This window comes from Hyphomicrobiales bacterium (assembly GCA_030688605.1).
Lineage (GTDB): Bacteria > Pseudomonadota > Alphaproteobacteria > Rhizobiales > NORP267 > JAUYJB01.
In genome coordinates this window covers 33,766-51,861 of record JAUYJB010000041.1, presented here as the reverse complement: position 1 = coordinate 51,861, position 18,096 = coordinate 33,766, and the positions used below count along the sequence as shown (strand labels likewise).

Genomic DNA, 18,096 nt, shown 5'->3' with positions numbered 1-18,096 from the left:
AATTCGTCTCGCTCGCTCTCCGCAAGCACCAGTTCTCTTTCCTGAGGTCGTCCAATGCGCGCCATGATCCCCTCCCTGGCAGGAGCGAATCATGAATCCGTTCGCAAGATATGTAAATTTATTAATGGGACAGAACACTAGTGGGCATTGACACGTTAAGTGGCTGGCCGTTGTTGGCAGGGGCCGGTACGGTCTCTGGATGACCCCCATTTCGTTCAAACGACATCGTTTTCCGCCGGTGATTATCCAGCATGCGGTCTGGCTTTATGCCCGGTTTACGCTGTCGTTTCGCGATGTCGAGGATCTGCTGGCTGAACGCGGCATCGACGTTTCGAACGAGACGGTTCGGCGCTGGTTCCTGAAGTTCGGCCGGCTGATCGCCGGCAATCTTCGCCGCAGCCGGCCGCGTGCCAGCGCGCGCTGGCATCTCGACGAGATGGTCATCAAGATCCGCAGCCGGAAACACTGGCTGTGGCGCGCAGTCGATGACGAAGGCGAGGTGCTCGACTTCCTGGTCCAGCGCCGACGCTGCGCCCGATCGGCCCGGAGACTGTTGCGAAAGCTGCTGAAGAAGCAGGGTTTTGCGCCGAAGCGCATCACCACCGACAAGCTCAGATCCTACGCCGTCGCCATTCGTAAAGAGCGGCTTTCCGCGGTCCATGACCAGGGATTACGGGCAAACAATCGAGCCGAAAATTCACACCAGCCGGTACGGCGTAGAGAACGAAAACTGCAGCGGTTCAAGTCGCCAGGATCCGCCCAACGGTTCCTGTCGATCCACGCCGCCGTCCACAACGCCTTCTACATCCAACGCCATCTTCTGCCGCGCCGCATCTTCAAGGAATTTCGCGCCGGTGCATTCGCTGTCTGGAATCAGAGTTGCCTTCCTGCCTGACCGGGGTCACAGCCGAATTTCAGCCGACTGCCTCAGTTAACGTGTCAGTGCCCTCTATTCTGAGTTGGAGAAAGCCATATCTCACATATGGCTTGGGGCCGGGATGGCGAACTTCGGGCGATTTCGAGATATGATGATTTTAATGGTTTTTAGCCATTGAAACAGAAGATGTTCGAAATTACCCTTGCCCATATTTTGGAAATGTGCAATTTTGATGGTTATGGACCATCAACGGACCCCACGTCTGAAACCCCTCCTGGAGCGCGTTCCGCCCGGCTTCATGGTCGATGCCGCGTGGCTGAAGCGCCAAGGCATCGACCCTAAGTCGATCCATGACTACGTGCAACGGGGCTGGCTGGAAAGGGTGGTGCGTGGCGTCTATCGCCGCCCGCTGGCGGGGCAGGTGCCTTCGGCATCGGCGGCCGACTGGCAGTTCCCTCTGCTCTCCATCCAGTGGATCATGGGGTACGACGTTCATCTGGGCGGGCCGAGTGCGCTCGCATGGCATGGGCTTTCCCACTACCTGCCGCTGGGCGGCGAGGCCCACGTCTGTCTTTACGGCACGGTTCCCGCCTGGCTCGCGCGCCTGCCGGTCAACGTGCAGTTTATCGTTCGCTCGCGCGCTCTGTTCGGCGACGATCTCGCCGGCGTCGAGAACGCAGAGCATCAGCTCGATACCGTCCCGGGATCGGAGCTCGGCGGTGGTCCGACGGTGAGCCCCTGGCGCTGGCCACTCAAGGTCTCTTCTCCGGAGCGCGCCATCTTCGAGGCGCTCGATGAACTGCCCAGTCATGCGAGCTTCCATAACCTGGATATGGTCTTTCAGGGGCTCTCGAACCTGCGCCCCCGACACTTGATGTCTCTCTTGCATGCCTGCCGTAGCATCAAGGTCCGACGTCTGTTTTTCGTGTTTGCCGACCGGCATGAACACGCCTGGCTGAAGCATCTGGACAAGGATGCGATCGATTTCGGCTCCGGTCCTCGCGCGCTCGTCAAGGGTGGCAAGCTGCATCCGACCTACCGGATCTATGTGCCGGAGGAGCTCTTGCCCGCCGACGTGACGGAGGGCGCGACGCATGCATGAGCGGTACATCGAACAGGTCCGTCTGCTGATGCGTGCGCTCCCGTCGATTGCAGAGGAGAAGGTCTTCGCGTTGAAAGGCGGCTCGGCCATCAATCTCTTCTATCGGGACATGCCGCGTTTATCGGTCGACATCGATCTGGTCTACCTACCGGTGGAGGATCGGGAAACGTCCCTGCGCAATATCGACGAGGCGCTCGATCGGATCGTCGGCACGCTCGCCCGGCGCAGTCCGGATATGCGGCTTCAGCGCATCGCCGGCGGCGGGAACAACGAAACCCGCATCATGATCGGCAGCGGACGTGCGCAGGTGAAGGTCGAAACCTCTCCAGTCGGACGGGGGATCGTTCTGGCGCCTCAATCGCTGAGGGTCGCGGACGTGGTCAAGGATACATTCGGCTTTGCCGAGATGCAGGTGGTCGCGTTCGAGGACCTTTACGGAGGCAAGCTGCACGCCGCCCTGGACCGGCAGCACCCGCGGGACTTCTATGACGTCAAGCTGCTCTACGAGAACGAGGGCCTGACCGACAGTCTGTTCCGCGTCTTCCTGGTCTATGTCTCCGCGTCCGGCCGGCCGATGCATGAACTGCTGGCGCCTGCCAAGGCGTCTCTCGACGCGTTGTACACGGAGGAATTCGCCGGAATGACCCGCGACGTTGTGAGTCTCGATGAGCTCGAATCCGCGCGGGCGCGCCTGCTTGATGACATCCGGACCCGGCTGACGGGCGATGCCGCTACGTTTCTGCTTTCGCTCCATGACGCCGAGCCGGATTTTGGGTTGATCGGTCTGCCCGACGCCGAACGCCTCCCAGCCGCTCAGTGGAAGCTCCTGAACCTGCGAAAGCTCAAGGCCGATAATCCCAAAAAGCATGCAGAGCAGCGGGCGCTGTTGAAAGCCTTGCTTGGATAGAGGGTGATCGTCACACGATGTATGATTGCGCACACGAACACGTAGTGCCAATAGAATGCGGCATAAACGCATGGAGAGGATAGAAGGGGTCAGTTTTTCTTCTTTCGCTTTGGGGCGAGCCTGCTTCCTGACCGCAACTGGTTGGAAGAGGTGCGCTCATGAAGGAGACGGACGAGGAGGCGGCGGAAATCATCCCGCCGGCAGCGAATGACACCGACGCGCCGGAAGGCAGTCAGACAGCCGGATCACTGGATCCGCGCATCCGCATCATCGCCCGGGCTATCGGCCGCCATATCGCCCGCGAGAACATAAGGTCCTGGGAGAAGGAAAGGCGGGAGAAGGCGGCCAACGACAACGGACAAGAGTGAGAGGGCTGAAAACTTGGGGGTGAATTGGCCATGTGCAGGAGAGAATTCCATGACCCGCGTTGCGCTATACGCCCGCTATTCCTCGGACAACCAGAGTGTTGCCTCGATCGACGATCAATTCCGTATCTGCCGGGACCATGCGGCGCGGGAGAGGTGGAAGGTTATGAGCACCTACAAGGACGCTGCCATCTCGGGCGCCAGCGTCACCCTGCGGCCGGGCATCCAGGCGCTCTTGCAGGACGCGCAGGCAGGTAAGTTCGACATCGTGCTCGCCGAAGCCCTGGACCGCGTTTCGCGCGACCAGGCTGACGTGGCCATCCTCTACAAGCATCTCAAATTCGCGGGCGTCCAGATCGTCACTTTGGCCGAAGGCGAGATTTCCGAGCTTCACGTCGGCCTCAAGGGCACGATGAATGCCCTGTTTCTGAAGGATCTTGCCGCCAAGACCCATCGCGGCCTCCGCGGCCGGGTCGAGAAGGGTAAGGCGGGTGGCGGCCTCTGTTACGGCTATACCGTGGTCAAGCGTCCCAACAGCGAAGGCGAACAGGTGCGCGGAGAGCGCAACATCAATGAAGCGGAGGCTGTGGTGGTGCGTCGCATCTTCCGGGAGTTCGCCGCCGGTAAGAGCCCGCGCGCCATCGCCGCCGATCTCAACAGTGAGGGCATCCCCGGTCCGCTCTCCCGCGCCTGGGGCGACACCTCCATTCGCGGCCATGTCTGCCGCGGCACCGGCATTCTGAACAACGAGCTCTATGCCGGCGTGCTGGTCTGGAACCGGCTGCGCTACGTCAAGAACCCGGCGACGGGAAAGCGCGTCTCGCGCATCAACCCGGAATCCGAATGGATCAGGACCGAAGTACCTGAGCTGCGCATCGTCGATGAGGAACTGTGGCAAGCGGCGCGCCAACGACAGACAGAGATCGCCAAGCAGTTCGAGAATGTCACGAAGGGCGTGCGCGCCTATCGCGCCAAGCATGTCAACGAGCTGCGCCGTCCGTCCTTCCTGTTCTCCGGGTTGCTCAAATGTGGATGTTGCGGTGGCAGCTACGGCATCATCACCCGTGACCGATATGGTTGCTTGAACCGTTATCGCCGCGGCACCTGTCAGAATGGTCACACCATCCGCCGCGACGACATTGAGAGCCGTGTTTTGGCCGGACTGACGGAGAAGCTCGTTTCCGCCGATGCCGTGGCCGACGCTGTGCGCACCTATGCGGAAGAGCTCAACCGGCAGAACCACGAGCGCCGCGCGCACACCGAACTTGACCGCAAAGCGCTCGCCAAGGTCGAACGCGGCATTGCCGGTATCATGGCGGCCATCGAGGACGGCATGTATCAGCCTGCCATGAAGGCGCGGATGGACGACCTCGAACGTCAGAAGGCGGAGATCATGGCGCGCATGGCCGAGGCCCCGGCGGATGTACCGGACATCCATCCCAACATCGCCGAAATCTACAAGGCCAAGGTCGTCCACCTGACCGAAGCGCTTGCCAATCCGGAACTACACTCCGAGGCCGCCGATGCCATCCGCTCGCTGGTGGGCGAGGTAGTGCTGACGCCAGGAGAGAAGCGTGGCGCGATGCAGGCTGTTCTACGCGGCGAGCTGATGGGTATTCTCGACTTCGTGGCGGAACGCCGGAGCCATCCCAAGCCAGAAGTTATAACAAAAGGGGTTGCGGGCCCCCGCAACCAAATTCGCCCGCCAAGTCAAAGACTTGGCGAGCGTCTTGATTCTGCGCTTATGTTTCCAACCTGCTCGTGGAAGCACCGTGGAAGCACCGTGGAAGCAAGAGGGCGTGTATTCGTAAGTGAATCAAGGGGTTAGCGAGTACGCATTCCCAATTCGTTGCCCCTTGTCTCCCCTTGGTAGCGCCGGTCGGTTTCTTCGCGGGGTGAGAGACCCGTCACCGAGCGCCTGCCGAACGGAAGTAGAAGTCGAGCATCGCGTTCAGCGGCGCGGCTTCCTGCCGAAGTCGGCTGCGAAGCGCGGCACCCTCCCAACAGTCAACCAGCAAGCTTGCCATTTGCCGCGCATTGGAATCGGCTGGGATGTCGCCTCGTTGCCGAGCCTCTTCCAGGCAGATGGCCAAACGCCCGGCAATTTCGGAAAAGCATCCATCGATCTTTCGTCGAAACACCTCGCTTACGCCCGACAGTTCTTGTCCGAGTCCACCCAATAGGCAGCCCATGTACCCCTCCTTTCGGTAATTCTCCTGCGTCATCTCGAAAAAACAACGCACCCGTGCGAGCGGGTGGCGCCCCTTGTCTCCGAGGCAGGCGTCAAGGCCCGCATGCACTTCCCGCATGTACTCGTCGAGGACTTGCAGCGCGAAGTCCTCTTTGTCCTTGAAATGATGATAGAAAGAGCCCTTCGGGATGCCCGTGGCCGAAAGCAGGGCCTGGATGCCGAGATCGTTGTAGCCATGCTCCAAAAGCATTGGCAGACCCGCCTTGAGCAGGCGTAGCTTGGTTGAATGCGTCATCTCATTGTCGACCTAAATGGGGGCATAGCCGCTCGCCGGTACGCACGCATGCGGGAGGGATTGAGGCACAGCGCACCCCCCCGGCAACAGAGTCCCGCGAGCCGAAGCCGGGGAAGCATGGGCGGTGCAAGAGACCCCCTGCCAAATGGACTCTACGGCATCGCGCCTCCAGTTGCAGGCAATCGGAATCCGGGCTTTATTGAATGTCCGCCGCCAGGATCGAGCACACCGCCGCCGGGAAGATGCCGCCACCCGGAACGGTTCCTTGATTACGCACGGCGTCGTTCCACTCGCATTTCTCAGTGAAACTCGAGGGCTTGCCAAAGTGCGCGTCGCAAATCCAGCAGCCATTTTCGAAACAACACGAGCAAATGATCCCGCCTGAGCAATCCCACTTGGAGCAGTCCGACACCCGTTGACCAAATTTGTTGGGGGCGGCCTGACTAGGACCTGTGCTGACGAGCGAAAGGCTGGCACCAGCGGCGAGTGCAACCGCGATGAGGACACGCATGGTGCCTTCCTCCACTAACCAAGATGCAAGGGACCGGACGAAGGTGCTACCTCGAAACCGAGCTAGCTCTTCACTTTCTCGATCATATGGCTGATGACGCGGCTGTGCTCGCGCTGCGGGCTGAACATGACGATCTCCGCATCGGCGTCGACCTTCACGTTGTGGCCTGGCGGCCAGTAGAACAGGTCATTAGCCTCAACCGTCTCCCGCGCGCCATTCGCGTCGGTCGTAGTTAGCCGGCCGTGCAAGACGAAGCCCCAATGGGGGCATTGGCAGAGATCGCCTTCCAGTCCCTGGAAGAGCGGGGTGGTATCGACGCCCGCTGAGAGCGTGAAATACTCGGCGCTGATCTTGCCGAGGCCGCTCGCATCGCCAAAATCCATGCTCTGACGGATCACCGCACCTGGAATGTCCATCCTGACGTCCACTTTGTCCTTTGCCACCCGCATGTTCGTTCTCCTTCCTTGAATGCGTCCATCTGCGAACTAGACCAGTCGGTCTAATCGGCAGGTTACACCCCCGGCAAGGGCTGTCAAGGCGTCGCGCCACGGCTTCTCGCGATGAGGCAGCGCTCGCCTCTTCGCCCAAACACGCGATTGTTCTTTCCCGACTTCACTCCGGCGATCGTCGTTGGGCCTCAACCCGAGCAGCAGATGACAGGAAATGGCGCCGCCCCGCCGTTGCTTGCCCTTTCTCTGGTCGCCGAATTGGCTCAATCATGTGCTAGAATTCGGGTCGTCAGGCATATGTGGCACCAAGCAGAAGTCATGCGGCCGCGGCGACCAGTTCTGCTCGTTGCGTCCCCTTGATGCCGCAATGAGCCATGTCGAACATCTCGCCTAAACGACATGGAGCGGCGCCTGGTTTTGCACGACAACCCGGGTCACGTTGTCCCACGCCGCTCGAAACAGAAACGCCCAGGATTGACGGGTTATTCCGGCGATGTGTGGTGTCAATATCGCTCGACTTGCTGCCGCATCGGAAAGCTTGAGCAACGGATTGTCCGGTGCTGGCGGCTCGCTGGAGTAGACATCGACGGCCGCGCCTGCCAAACGCCCGGATTCGAGCGCGCCAGCCAAGGCTCTCTCGTTTACGACACCGCCGCGGGAAGCCTGGATGAGCACCGCGCCCTTTTTTGCCTTCGACAATACATTTGTTTCGATCAGATCCTTTGTCGCTGGGAGCAGCGGCACATGCACCGAAACGATATCGGACCGGGAAAATAGATCCTCAAGACCAAGCGCCTCGGCCGCCAGGGCACTGGCCGCTTGCGGATCTGCAGGTGCCGGGTCGAAAAATGCTATGCGGCATCCGAACTGTTTGAATTTCCGCGCGACTGCGGTTCCGATGACACCCAACCCGACGATGCCGACCAGCAGACCCTCAAGGCCGTCGACATTGTCGGCGAGAAATCGGCTGCGGAAAGCGCCGTAGCGCCCATTGCGGATTTCGGCGGTCGCCTCGGTGAACCGCCGAAGCAGCGCCGAAGCGCACGAGACCGCGTATTCGGCGATGGCCTCGTTGCTGCCCCCTGGAACATTGGCAAGCGGAATTCCAAGCGCCCGCAACCCGTCGACATCGACACGGTCAACGCCGGCGCCGGTCACCTGAACGAGCTTAAGACGCGTGTCTTCAAACAGACCTAGCGGGAGCTTTGGGCCGACGGCAGGAATGACGAGCGCGTCCGCCTGCTTGAGCAAGGCGGGCATTTGCGCATCGTCCGGCGCAATATAATCGATGTCCATTGACACTGGCGGAACAACGCCAACGCGGGCGAAGTCGGACTCCGGGCGAAGACACAGAACATTCGGCATCGATGCTACCCGTCGGAAGTGTCCCAGGATTCGTACTCGACCGTTGCCGCGCCGACGTCGTTTGTCGGAAAGAAACACAACAACCTCAGAACTGTGGTCCCGGTATTGTAGGTGGCATGTCTTTCGGCGGCGGGCACCAGAACGGTGTCGCCTGCCGCTAACGGATATTTCCCCGCGTCGGTGCGTGTGAACCCTTCCCCGGAAAGAACGTGAATACACTCTTCAAAATCAAAATGGACATGCGGACCGCGCTCGGCAGCGCCGGGCTTGGGCGCTTCAATCTCGACGAGCCGCACTGTAGATCTTTGCGCGCCGGATGCCGCCGCCACGATCTCACGTGAATGCCGGCCGGGTAAGCTCAGATTCCTCGAATCCTTCAGATGAAAGACCCTGGCCATCAGACTGCCTTTCGCAGATTCTTTAATTCTCCGGTTCCGCCCTGTATGCCTTCGAGCTGGGCGAACAGTTCCGTTGCTTCGGCGGCTATCGAGTCGGCAATCCTTGCAAGCATGGCGATGCCGCGCTCTTCAGTGGCTTTCTCCGGCGTGCCATACCATCCCGTCGGCGCAATCGTGCGGATATCGGTCAGGACCGGCTGGTAGCTGCGCGTGCGCCGGAGCTTGTCCATGTAATGGCCGTGCTTTTGATCGGAGGAATTGTCGATCCGGTCGAGATGCACCAGTTCGGGCCTGAAGGCCAGGACCGCCAGTGCCTCGATTTCCCCGCCATGTGTGAGACCATTGCATTCCTCGCCAAACAGATCTGCCGCGACATAGCAGGCCTGCACGGTGAGCACGGTCATTCCGTGCTTTCGATGCAAATCTTCGGCAGCGATGGCCAGCGAGGGAATGTTGCCTTCGTGCCAGTTGAGGATAAGAAGGGATTTGGCGCCATGAACGGCCGTCGACGCGCAGATCTCCGTGACCACCCGAACGTAGGTTTCAGGCGTGAATGTGATCGTGCCCTCATAGGGCATATGCATCGGCGTAACGCCGATCGTGGGACCGGGGAGAACAAGTCCGTCCATTCTTGATGCAAGCGCTTCGGAAATCAGGTTTGCGGCAAAGGAATCGGTGCCCGCCGGCAAATGCGGGCCGTGCTGTTCGACGCTTCCGGCCGGCAGGATCACCAGAGGATTTCGCTCGAATTGCTTGGCGATCTCCGGCTGCGTGAGGTCGGAAAAATACCGACTATGCAACATCGCGTTTCTCCGCGGCGAGTTTGCGGCGTGCTTCTTCGCGAACGTCGTCGAGTTTCACCGACTCGCCTTTGCGTTCGATCGAACACAGCGCGGCATTAACGCAGGCAAGCGCCGAATTTCCGTTCGATGCACTCAGCTCGTTGCCGGTTCCCGATCTGCAACTGTCGGCGAAGAGATCAAGCTCGGCGCGAAACATATTGCTCTCCGGCTCTTCCAGAATCTCGCGCTTTCCAAAGCCGTCCTTGCCGCGCTGGATATACAGAATGGATTTGTCGCGAAGTCTCTCCGGGGTATCCCAGGTGCCGAAATCGATCTCGTAATGCATCAGACCCTTCGACCCGAATACGCGTACGGCGAAGATGCCCGGCGATGTCCAGCAACTGCCGACATAGGCGATCTTGCTGTCGGCGAATTTGAGTAACGTCATCGATTGGTCGTCGACCTCAGCGCCGACGGGCGAAAACTTCGCGGCAACCGAACTGGCTTCGGCAACATCTCCGCCGAGATACTGAACAACATCGAACATGTGGATCGCCAGTTGCGACAAGGGTCCGCCGGGGGCACGGTCCTTGTACCAGCGCCAGGTCTTGGGCGTCAGCTCGAGCGCACGCTCATTGGAAAAATTCGCTTCGATAAACCCGACAACACCCAGTTCTCCCGCATCGATTGCTTCGCGGATCGCGCGGATTCCGCCAAGCAGACGGGCACTGTGTCCGACGGTCACGGTGACGCCATATTCGTTTTCGAGCGCCTCGATCTCCAGCCCATCCTCCAGCGTGCTGGCAATCGGCTTTTCGGTGTAGACATGTTTGCCGGCCTTTGCCACTTCCAGCGCAACCGGCAAATGCTGCTCGTTCGGGACGGTCAATATCATGCCCTTGGTGTCCGGATCGGACAACAGCGACTGCAGGTCAGGTACGACGGAAATCCCGGTCTCTTGGGCAAAGGCGCTGCGTTTTTCTTCCGAGCGGCTATAGCCGGCCACAATCTCGATTTTGTCGGAAAGTTTCGCCGCGCGGGTCAGAACACGCGCCCATCTTCCCAGACCAATAATTCCGACTCTGATCGGTTCGGTGCTCATTCCTTTACCTTATGGATTTAGGGGATTAGAGCTGCATATTAGGTCGTATCACGGTAAGACAGTGCGATGGTAGGGGTCAAGGACAGCCCATCCGGATTGGCACGAGCGCGTATCGACGGCCGCCGCTTCACGCGCGCCACGCGGACGGCCAAGGCGCTGGCCCGTGGCGAGCAGGATCCGCAGAGGGAAACAGCCGGTCCGTAAGCTCTCTAGAAATCCATTTCGAGGACATAGAGCCCGCCCACATGCCGATCGACCGTATAGACCACGCCGCGTTCGTCCGCGAAGACATCATTGAGCTGGATCGATCCGCTCGGCGCCAGCGGCGGCGCGGGGGGCACAAAATGCGCGATCTCTTGAGGCTGATAGGGGTTGGAAATATCGAACGCTCTCAGGCCGCCATTGAAGAATGTCCCGAGAATGACCTGGTCCGACTGCCAGGATGTCGGGGTCGGAATGTTCTCGTGAATATTATGCGCCCCGAACCTGCCGCCGCGATGCGCGAATTCCTCGACCGGCGGAAGCGGGCACGTCGCGATAGGAATTAGATTTTCCTCGTGGCGCGCATCGAGAATCCAGACCAACTTCGGCCAGTCGGCGGCGGCGTCGGCTACCGATTCATCCGTCACGACCAAAAGATTGCGGTCAAACAGCGGCAGCACCGTGTGCGTGAACCCATGATAAGGCGGTGAATTGTCCCACCGCGAGATCATTTTCGGCTGCGTCATGTCGGAGATATCGAGGATGATGACCCCGCCATCGACATAGCCCAGATAGGCTCTGTCGGACCGCTGCGGATAGACGTTCGTGTTATGCACACGAAAGCCTTTGCCGTCCGGGTTGTGCTGGACGGGCGGCTCCTCGCTATCGCCGACCCGCACGCCCGGCAGCCACCAGCGCCCGACTTCTTTCGGTTTCGACGGAGTGCGTACATCGATTGTCCGGTAAAACTGGTCGTCGCCAGGGCGGTGCGACTGAAAATCGGCGGCGCCCGCCGCCATGTGGACATATTCCCCGTCGCAAAACCACAGCTGGTGGACGCCACGGGAATGGGGTCCCGACGCGTCGAAAAAGGCGATGGACTGCGGGTCTTCCGGCTTTGAAATGTCAAACAGCTCGAAGCCCGCCGGCTGCTGGCCGGGTTTCTTGCACTGGTAGGCAACGGCCATGACGTCGCCGACCACCTCGAGCGAATTCGACCGCATGTAGGGTTCAGGCAGGTTGGTTTGAACAACAAGCCGCGGATTGCGGGGGTCGCTCACATCCAGGGCCGTAAAATTCTTGGGCGCGGTTTCGTGTGCAAGCCACAGGATTCGCCGGCCGTCCTTGGCCATTTGAATTGCCGTGCCTTCCCCGAGACCACCAAATCCATCCAACTCGTGATGAGCCAACAGCCTGAAGCCGCGGATGATCGGCGCGCCAGACGAGGATCGAGTATTCATCCGCATTTCCTTTCACCAGGTTTCCGCCACCGGCCCGCATCGATAAATGCCGCCGACACGCGGTAACCGTGTCTCTGCAATGTGAGGCGATCCCGCAACGGTTCACGGACTGGTACGTTTCGCCATATCGCACTATCGCACGACTAACTTGAAACCTTGGCTGCCGCAACTATAGCAACGGCAAGTGGATGAACCAGGTCGCTTTCGACCATCGCGATATGTCGACTCGCCTTGGTTAAGAGCGGCATGCGCATTTCGTCGTGATTCCGAGATATTCCAATTTCTCTTATACCCCGTCTGCAGGACCCGCGGGGTAAAGTGGGAGCGTGCGCGCGTGGAGCCGAACTCGTGCCGGTGGCAAATCACCACAAGTTCAACAGAGGCCCTGGCTTTGATCCTTTTGTCATATGATAATACCGTATGAGCTTGAGCGATTTCATCGGAGAGGGGGATGACCCACGTCACGAACCGCATGTCGCGACGAGTAACGGGCACCTGTTCCCGACGCTTTCGGAGACTGATGCATTGCCTCGGAACATCTCCGCTGGCCGTTGCCGACGGACCCATCCGAAAATTCGACTGACAGGAACGCCACAGGGGAAGTAGCCGGGGATATTCTTGCCCATGCGAAACTGATAAGCTCAAAAATGAGTGCAAACGATTGCAACCAAAACCATGAAGTCTGTGGGAGGACGACAAGGGCAATGACCCTCATGGAAACCAAGCGGCTTGGTGCCGCGCCAGGTCAATCGCCCGCGCCGGCATCGGCAAACGCCGTGCCGGTTATAGTCTCCAAAGGCCTCACCGTCGGCTACAAGCTGCACCGCGAGCGCAAGCGGCTGACCGCGCTCCGCGATATCAGCCTGTCGGTGAACCGCGGCGAATTCGTGGTGCTGGTCGGGCCATCGGGCTGCGGCAAGACGACCTACATCAACGCCGTCTCCGGCCTCGTCCAACCCTGGGAAGGAACCATCGAGGTGAACGGACGCCCGGTGACAGGCCCCGGCCCCGATCGCGCCATGGTGTTCCAGGACTACGCGCTGATGCCCTGGCGGACTGTTGAATCGAACGTCCGCATGCCCTTCGAATTCCAGAAACTGGGCCTTTCCAAGCGGGATATGGACGAGCGCGTTCGCGGCTGCCTTGATCTCGTCGACCTGACCGGCTTCGAGAAATCCTACCCTTACGAATTATCGGGAGGCATGAAGCAGCGCGTCGGCATCGCCAGGGCGCTGGTCACCCAACCCGATATCCTGCTTGCCGACGAACCGTTTGCGGCGATTGACGCAATGACGCGAGAAGCGATGCAGGGCGAACTCGAGCGGATCGTCTCCAAAACCGGCCAGACGGTCATCTTCATCACCCATTCGATCGACGAGGCGATCACTCTCGCCGACCGGGTCGTTGTAATCTCTTCCCGCCCTGGCCGTATCAAGGAAGTGGTCGACATCGACCTGCCGCGCCCGCGGTTTGACTACGACGTGAAATTGCTTCCTGAATACGGCGAATTTCGTGATCACATCTGGCGGCTGGTGAAAGACGAAGCGCTTCAGTCCGAACGCGGAGCAAAATGATGAGCACGATAGAGGATAGGGAAGTCGTTTCCCTCGGCGAAACCAGCGACTCGGGACGCATCGAAGATACCGAATGGACGACCGGCGAGGCCTGGGGGCGCTATGGCTCCTGGGCCGTCACCGCGGTCAATCTGACCATATTCTTCATCCTCTGGGAGCTTTTTGCCCGATCGGGGGCCATCAACCCGCTCTTCCTGCCCTCCGCAAGCAGCATGTTTGCCGCGCTTTGGGATGGGCTGACCACGACGGCGCCGCCGGGCTCGGTGATTTCGGGCAGCATCCGCGACCACCTTTTCTACAGCCTGTCGAATCTGGGCATCGGGCTGGGCATCGCCTGCGCGATCGGCATCCCGGCCGGTCTGCTGATGGGCGGCAATAAATATGTCGAGACCGTGCTGAGCCCCTATGTCTGGGCGCTCGCCTCGCTGCCGCGTATCGCGCTGGTCCCGCTGTTCATCCTGTTCCTCGGGTTCACGGTCAAGATGCAGCTCACGATCATCGTGCTGTCCGCCGTGTTCCCGATCATCATCAACGCCTGGGCCGGGGTGAAGACGACGGAACAATCGCTGCTTTCCGCAGCCAGAGTATTCGGCGCGAGCCGGCGCGAGCTCTACATCAAGGTGGTCCTGCCCTACACGCTCCCCTTTATCATCGCGGGGATCCAGCAGGGTATCGGCCGCGGCCTGATCGGCGTGATCATCGCCGAGATTTTCGGCGGGTCGCGCGGGCTGGGATATCTGGTGAACCGCTCGGCCGATACGTTCAACTCTTCGCTCATGTATGCGGTGCTGTTTCTGCTGGTGGTCGTGTCGCTGTCGCTCATCCAGATCACCCGCTGGTTGGAGGCCTATGTCGCCCCGTGGCGGCGGATTGAGACGCTGTGAATGGCGCGACGCCGGCCACAGGATAGTTTGAAGTGAAGCAACCCGAATGGGAGGGAAAAGCATGAAGAGACATCACATCGTTTTGCCGCGCCGGGAGTTTCTGATGCTCGGCGGAGCCGGCGTGCTCGGCACGATCATTGCCGCCGCGACCAGAAACGTGGCCGGTGCGCAGGCGCCAAGCGCCGAAAACGTCATGGCCAATCTGAAATCGCTCACGATGGGCGATTTCAACCCCAACTACGCCACCCAGTGGTCTTACAGGCTGGCGCAGGCGCTGGGCTATATGAAGGAGGTCGGCATCGAAGAATTCGATGTCATTCTTTCGGAAGAATATATGCCCGGCCTGATCGGCGGCAGCCTCGACATCACCCATGGCGATACCAGCGTCTTCTTCGGCTCCGGCGAAGCCAGCGGACTGCCGATCAAGATGATCTCGCTCTACCGCGACAAGGAATGGTGGATCATGGGCGTCCGCAAGGGCATCGAAAAGCCCGAGGATCTCAAAGGCGCCAAGATTACCGGCGGCGGGCTGGACGGCCGCAATACCTGGGTCATGCGCCAGGTCGTTGCGGAGATGGGCCTCGATCCCGCAAAGGACGTTGAATTCGTTCCGATGTCCGGCGCCTCCGATGGACGCTTGCAGGCGCTCCTCGCCGGCACGGTCGATGGCGCCAGCCTGTTTCCGCGCCATCAGGCGGGGCTTGAGGCCGCCGGCGGCAAGTTCATCTCGGCGAATCTGCATGAGGTGCCGCAGGAAGGCTTTGCCGCCATGGGCGGCTGGTTGGAGAAGAACGAGGACACCGCCTATGCTTGGGCCCGGGCCGACGTCAAGGCCCGGCGGTGGATGTTCGACCCGGCCAACAAGGACCAGTCTTACAAGATCATGCGCGATCTTGGCTTCGACATCCCGCCGGCATTCGAGGCTCAGTACAAGCTCGAGCTTGACCAGATCAGCCCCGACGGCGGATTCGAGAGCGCTGAGGTGATGGACAATTTCGTCGAGTCCCTCGCCATAACCGGCGATGTGCCCAAGGGCCTCGACTGGCGCAAATATATGGACATGAAGTATGTCTGGGCGGCGCAGGAAGCCAACGGACTTCCGAAACGTCCGGCTTCGCTCTGACCCTGACGCGGGTTTGCGGTCGGGGCCGGTCCCCGACCGCTTGGACAACCGGTTCCCGGCGGCGAATTCCGTCGCCGGGAACTGTATTTCCTGGCGGCCGGTGTTGATGCCTACCTCGCCCGGGTGGGCAAGATCGCTCCGCGCCCTGACCCGCCTTTGCCGCAACAAGCGGGCGTTCCCGAATAAGTCGGCGACTTGATTATGGATGGCGGCAAAAATACGATCCTCGTCTCGTATCAACTCCCAGGTGCTCCGATCCATGCTCGAGCTGTATAATTTTGCGCAATCGACCTGCAGTCTGAAGGTCCGCATCTGCCTGGCGGAAAAGGAACTCGACTGGGTCGATCGCCGCCTGGTGTCCAAGAACCACGACCATCTCTCCGACTGGTATCTGAAACTCAATCCGAACGGCGTCGTCCCGACGCTGATCCATGACGGGCGGCCGGTTTTCGAATCGTCCGTCATCATGGAATATCTTGACGAAGTCTTCCCGGAGCGGTCGCTGGCCCCGGCGGATGCCTACGACCGGGCGCAGATGCGCTCCTGGCTTGCCTATGTCGACCAGGTGACGACGCCGGCCGGCCGCTACCCGTCGTTCCAGTTTGGCGGGCTGCTGCTGAAGTTCCAGAACATGAGCGACGAGGAATTTGCAGACAAGACGCGGCGACGGCCCGTGAAATCCGCCTTCTACAGGAAGATGGACAAGAATACCGGGTTTGCCGGCGAGCTGCTCGAAGAGGCTTTTCGCGACATCCGGAATTCGGCGGCGCGGATGGACCAGCTGCTTCAACAGAACGGCGGGCCGTGGCTGCTTGGCGAGCAATTCACCCTTGCCGACATTGCCGTGGCGCCCCTGATCGACCGGCAGGAGGATATCGGACTGGAATATCTATGGGAGGAGAACTGTCCCAGCGTTGCCGACTGGCTGCGGCGGATTCAGGCGCGGCCGGCTTACAAGAAGGCCTATTATCGCGGCTCCCGCCTGTCGGAGATCTATCCTGAACTGAAGCTCGGCCGCGGATCGCACCGCCATATGTTGGATCGGGGCGCGATCGCCGCCAGCGCCTGAGGAACGACGGCGACCAGGCTTCTTTCATCGCAAGGATGAACGGGATCAGACATTACCGCCAGCCGCCGCTCAGGCGCTGCGGTAAAGCTTGGTCATGACGAATTCGCGGTGGCCGAGCGCCTCGGCCGCGGTGTTGCGGCCATTGGCGGTGCGCACGACCATGTCGATCAGCGCATCGCCGGCTGCATCGATCGTCAGTTCGCGGCGCAGAATGCCCGATACGTCGAGGTCGATGTGCTCCGACATCGTGCGGACGGTGCGCGGATTTGCCGACAGCTTGATGACCGGGACGATCGGATTTCCGACAATATTGCCCTGCCCGGTCGGAAATGTGTGGACGACGTATCCGGCGGCGGCCATCAGCGTGACGCACTCGGCCGCGGCCGATGAGGTGTCCATGTAATAAAGACCGTGGCCGGATTTCGGCGCTTCGGCCGGTTCCAGAACATCGATATAGTGGCAGGTCCGGCCGATTTTTTCCAGATTGCCGAGAGCCTTTTCCTCGATTGTCGTCAGTCCACCCTCGAAGTTGCCCTTGGTCGGCTGGGAATCGGACAGATCGTCGGTCTTGTGTGCCTCGATGACCTCGTTCTGATAGGCCTTCCAAACAGCGTACCAGCACTCGCCGACCTCTTCATTGATTGCGCGCGCCTTGCAGATATGTTCCGCGCCGGTGATCTCGGTGGTCTCGCCGAAGATGCCGTATATGCCCTGCGGGATCAGCTTGTCGTACATGTTGCCGACGGTCGGGCACGAACCGAGGCCGGTGGTGGTATCGCTCTCGCCGCATTTGGTGGAGATCCACAGATCGGAAATCGAGCATTCCTCGCGCTGCAGTTCGGTCGCCCATTGAACAAACTCCTTGGCCTTGCGGGAGGCGGCGGCGACGGTGTTGATGTCTCCGTTCTGCTCGATGGAAAAGCCGGCCACCGGCTTGCCGGTCTCGGCAATGCCGTCGACGATGCGCTGCGTCCAGCCGGGCTCGATGCCGATGACCACGCAGGCGGCGACATTGGGATTGGCGCCGGTGCCGATCATGGTGCGGAATTGCAGGTCAAGATCCGCGCCGAATTGCAGCCGGCCATAGGCATGCGGCAGGGCCATGGTGCCCTTGATGTAGTTGGCGACCGCTTCGCAGGCGGCGTTGGAAATGTCGTCGAGCGGCAGAATGACGACATGATTGCGGACGCCGACGCGGCCGTTCTCGCGCCGGTAGGCATGAATCGTCCCGTTACCTCTTATTGCTGCCATGACCGCAGCCTCCTACCAACGCTTCGTCTTAAGATTGTGGATATGGACATGGCAGCCCTTTTTGACGTCGGCGACGATCTTGCCGATATCCTCGCCGTATTTGACCGCCGTATCGCCGGCGGCGAGATCCTTCAGCGCCACCTTGTGACCGATCGGAACGTCGTCGCGGGCCGTCAGGTGGAAAGACGAATCGTCGGCGGTGACGACGCACAGCATATCGGTGCCGGCGGTCAGGCCCTCGACGCAGACGACGCCGACATTGTCCTTGTTGTCGTGAACGAGAAGCTGGGGAATGGTCATCGGATACTCCAGAGATTGCCCAGGGGTACTGCGGGCAAAGATGCGGGACGCGGAGGCTGCGAACGTTCGTTTGAATGGAACGCCAAATCCGGCGGGAGATATAGAACGC

19 protein-coding genes are annotated in these 18,096 nt (G+C 60.4%); 9 read left to right on the top strand and 10 right to left on the bottom strand.

Features of this window, described 5'->3' with window-relative positions; genetic code table 11:
- The first annotated feature begins 199 nt into the window (after positions 1 to 199).
- The 5 genes from Q8P46_05255 to Q8P46_05235 all read left to right on the top strand — a co-directional run bounded on the left by Q8P46_05255 (position 200) and on the right by Q8P46_05235 (position 5,079).
- Positions 200 to 895, top strand: coding sequence for an IS6 family transposase (locus Q8P46_05255; GenBank protein MDP2619568.1), 696 nt, complete (start codon positions 200 to 202; stop codon positions 893 to 895).
- 220 nt (positions 896 to 1,115) lie between these two features.
- Positions 1,116 to 1,979 carry a type IV toxin-antitoxin system AbiEi family antitoxin domain-containing protein gene (locus tag Q8P46_05250; GenBank protein MDP2619567.1) on the top strand — a complete coding sequence of 288 codons (864 nt, stop codon included), beginning with the start codon at positions 1,116 to 1,118 and terminating at the stop codon, positions 1,977 to 1,979.
- A complete protein-coding gene (locus Q8P46_05245; protein MDP2619566.1) occupies positions 1,972 to 2,886 on the top strand; it encodes a nucleotidyl transferase AbiEii/AbiGii toxin family protein in 915 nt (304 codons plus the stop codon). The genes Q8P46_05250 and Q8P46_05245 overlap by 8 nt, the downstream gene beginning before the upstream one ends.
- A 158-nt stretch (positions 2,887 to 3,044) precedes the next feature.
- Complete coding sequence (locus Q8P46_05240; protein MDP2619565.1) at positions 3,045 to 3,254, top strand: hypothetical protein; 210 nt, start codon at positions 3,045 to 3,047, stop codon at positions 3,252 to 3,254.
- Between the two features lie 49 nt (positions 3,255 to 3,303).
- Complete coding sequence (locus Q8P46_05235; protein ID MDP2619564.1) at positions 3,304 to 5,079, top strand: recombinase family protein; 1,776 nt, start codon at positions 3,304 to 3,306, stop codon at positions 5,077 to 5,079.
- 79 nt (positions 5,080 to 5,158) lie between these two features.
- Here the strand turns inward: Q8P46_05235 and Q8P46_05230 are convergent, their stop codons facing one another.
- The 8 genes from Q8P46_05230 to Q8P46_05195 form a co-directional block, all read right to left on the bottom strand.
- Positions 5,159 to 5,737, bottom strand: a complete 579-nt coding sequence (locus Q8P46_05230) for a TetR family transcriptional regulator C-terminal domain-containing protein (protein MDP2619563.1) — start codon at positions 5,735 to 5,737, stop codon at positions 5,159 to 5,161.
- Between the two features lie 196 nt (positions 5,738 to 5,933).
- The gene (locus Q8P46_05225) at positions 5,934 to 6,248 is read right to left on the bottom strand and encodes a hypothetical protein (protein MDP2619562.1); all 315 of its coding nucleotides are present in this window, start codon (positions 6,246 to 6,248) and stop codon (positions 5,934 to 5,936) included.
- 62 nt (positions 6,249 to 6,310) lie between these two features.
- The gene (locus Q8P46_05220; protein MDP2619561.1) at positions 6,311 to 6,697 is read right to left on the bottom strand and encodes a hypothetical protein; all 387 of its coding nucleotides are present in this window, start codon (positions 6,695 to 6,697) and stop codon (positions 6,311 to 6,313) included.
- 390 nt (positions 6,698 to 7,087) lie between these two features.
- Complete coding sequence (locus tag Q8P46_05215) at positions 7,088 to 8,140, bottom strand: NAD(P)-dependent oxidoreductase (protein ID MDP2619560.1); 1,053 nt, start codon at positions 8,138 to 8,140, stop codon at positions 7,088 to 7,090.
- Complete coding sequence (locus Q8P46_05210) at positions 8,068 to 8,460, bottom strand: cupin domain-containing protein (GenBank protein ID MDP2619559.1); 393 nt, start codon at positions 8,458 to 8,460, stop codon at positions 8,068 to 8,070. The genes Q8P46_05215 and Q8P46_05210 overlap by 73 nt, the downstream gene beginning before the upstream one ends.
- The gene (locus tag Q8P46_05205) at positions 8,460 to 9,263 is read right to left on the bottom strand and encodes a creatininase family protein (protein MDP2619558.1); all 804 of its coding nucleotides are present in this window, start codon (positions 9,261 to 9,263) and stop codon (positions 8,460 to 8,462) included. The genes Q8P46_05210 and Q8P46_05205 overlap by 1 nt, the downstream gene beginning before the upstream one ends.
- Complete coding sequence (locus Q8P46_05200) at positions 9,253 to 10,344, bottom strand: Gfo/Idh/MocA family oxidoreductase (GenBank protein MDP2619557.1); 1,092 nt, start codon at positions 10,342 to 10,344, stop codon at positions 9,253 to 9,255. The genes Q8P46_05205 and Q8P46_05200 overlap by 11 nt, the downstream gene beginning before the upstream one ends.
- A 209-nt stretch (positions 10,345 to 10,553) precedes the next feature.
- The gene (locus Q8P46_05195; GenBank protein ID MDP2619556.1) at positions 10,554 to 11,792 is read right to left on the bottom strand and encodes a hypothetical protein; all 1,239 of its coding nucleotides are present in this window, start codon (positions 11,790 to 11,792) and stop codon (positions 10,554 to 10,556) included.
- Positions 11,793 to 12,499: 707 nt separating this feature from the next.
- Here Q8P46_05195 and Q8P46_05190 point away from each other — a divergent pair.
- The 4 genes from Q8P46_05190 (at position 12,500) to Q8P46_05175 (ending at position 16,436) form a co-directional block, all read left to right on the top strand.
- On the top strand, positions 12,500 to 13,360 hold the full coding sequence (locus Q8P46_05190) for an ABC transporter ATP-binding protein (protein ID MDP2619555.1): 861 nt from the start codon (positions 12,500 to 12,502) through the stop codon (positions 13,358 to 13,360).
- Entirely contained in the window at positions 13,360 to 14,244 is an 885-nt protein-coding gene (locus Q8P46_05185) for an ABC transporter permease (protein MDP2619554.1), read from the top strand. The genes Q8P46_05190 and Q8P46_05185 overlap by 1 nt, the downstream gene beginning before the upstream one ends.
- Positions 14,245 to 14,305: 61 nt before the next feature.
- Positions 14,306 to 15,367, top strand: coding sequence for an ABC transporter substrate-binding protein (locus tag Q8P46_05180; GenBank protein ID MDP2619553.1), 1,062 nt, complete (start codon positions 14,306 to 14,308; stop codon positions 15,365 to 15,367).
- A gap of 259 nt (positions 15,368 to 15,626) precedes the next feature.
- Positions 15,627 to 16,436, top strand: coding sequence for a glutathione S-transferase family protein (locus tag Q8P46_05175; protein ID MDP2619552.1), 810 nt, complete (start codon positions 15,627 to 15,629; stop codon positions 16,434 to 16,436).
- A gap of 69 nt (positions 16,437 to 16,505) precedes the next feature.
- On the opposite strand, the gene Q8P46_05170 is transcribed toward Q8P46_05175, so the two are convergent.
- Complete coding sequence (locus Q8P46_05170) at positions 16,506 to 17,687, bottom strand: UxaA family hydrolase (protein MDP2619551.1); 1,182 nt, start codon at positions 17,685 to 17,687, stop codon at positions 16,506 to 16,508.
- Positions 17,688 to 17,699: 12 nt separating this feature from the next.
- The gene (locus Q8P46_05165; protein ID MDP2619550.1) at positions 17,700 to 17,987 is read right to left on the bottom strand and encodes a UxaA family hydrolase; all 288 of its coding nucleotides are present in this window, start codon (positions 17,985 to 17,987) and stop codon (positions 17,700 to 17,702) included.
- Between the last annotated feature and the right edge of the window lie 109 nt (positions 17,988 to 18,096).

Excerpts from the sequence above, each read along its gene's own strand:
- Q8P46_05255 (MDP2619568.1), top strand. The coding sequence starts at position 200 with ATGACCCCCATTTCGTTCAAACGACATCGTTTTCCGCCGGTGATTATC.
- Q8P46_05250 (MDP2619567.1), top strand. The coding sequence starts at position 1,116 with ATGGACCATCAACGGACCCCACGTCTGAAACCCCTCCTGGAGCGCGTT.
- Q8P46_05245 (MDP2619566.1), top strand. The coding sequence starts at position 1,972 with ATGCATGAGCGGTACATCGAACAGGTCCGTCTGCTGATGCGTGCGCTC.
- Q8P46_05240 (MDP2619565.1), top strand. The coding sequence starts at position 3,045 with ATGAAGGAGACGGACGAGGAGGCGGCGGAAATCATCCCGCCGGCAGCG.
- Q8P46_05235 (MDP2619564.1), top strand. The coding sequence starts at position 3,304 with ATGACCCGCGTTGCGCTATACGCCCGCTATTCCTCGGACAACCAGAGT.
- Q8P46_05230 (MDP2619563.1), bottom strand. The coding sequence starts at position 5,737 with ATGACGCATTCAACCAAGCTACGCCTGCTCAAGGCGGGTCTGCCAATG.
- Q8P46_05225 (MDP2619562.1), bottom strand. The coding sequence starts at position 6,248 with ATGCGTGTCCTCATCGCGGTTGCACTCGCCGCTGGTGCCAGCCTTTCG.
- Q8P46_05220 (MDP2619561.1), bottom strand. The coding sequence starts at position 6,697 with ATGCGGGTGGCAAAGGACAAAGTGGACGTCAGGATGGACATTCCAGGT.
- Q8P46_05210 (MDP2619559.1), bottom strand. The coding sequence starts at position 8,460 with ATGGCCAGGGTCTTTCATCTGAAGGATTCGAGGAATCTGAGCTTACCC.
- Q8P46_05205 (MDP2619558.1), bottom strand. The coding sequence starts at position 9,263 with ATGTTGCATAGTCGGTATTTTTCCGACCTCACGCAGCCGGAGATCGCC.
- Q8P46_05200 (MDP2619557.1), bottom strand. The coding sequence starts at position 10,344 with ATGAGCACCGAACCGATCAGAGTCGGAATTATTGGTCTGGGAAGATGG.
- Q8P46_05195 (MDP2619556.1), bottom strand. The coding sequence starts at position 11,792 with ATGCGGATGAATACTCGATCCTCGTCTGGCGCGCCGATCATCCGCGGC.
- Q8P46_05190 (MDP2619555.1), top strand. The coding sequence starts at position 12,500 with ATGGAAACCAAGCGGCTTGGTGCCGCGCCAGGTCAATCGCCCGCGCCG.
- Q8P46_05185 (MDP2619554.1), top strand. The coding sequence starts at position 13,360 with ATGAGCACGATAGAGGATAGGGAAGTCGTTTCCCTCGGCGAAACCAGC.
- Q8P46_05180 (MDP2619553.1), top strand. The coding sequence starts at position 14,306 with ATGAAGAGACATCACATCGTTTTGCCGCGCCGGGAGTTTCTGATGCTC.
- Q8P46_05175 (MDP2619552.1), top strand. The coding sequence starts at position 15,627 with ATGCTCGAGCTGTATAATTTTGCGCAATCGACCTGCAGTCTGAAGGTC.
- Q8P46_05170 (MDP2619551.1), bottom strand. The coding sequence starts at position 17,687 with ATGGCAGCAATAAGAGGTAACGGGACGATTCATGCCTACCGGCGCGAG.
- Q8P46_05165 (MDP2619550.1), bottom strand. The coding sequence starts at position 17,987 with ATGACCATTCCCCAGCTTCTCGTTCACGACAACAAGGACAATGTCGGC.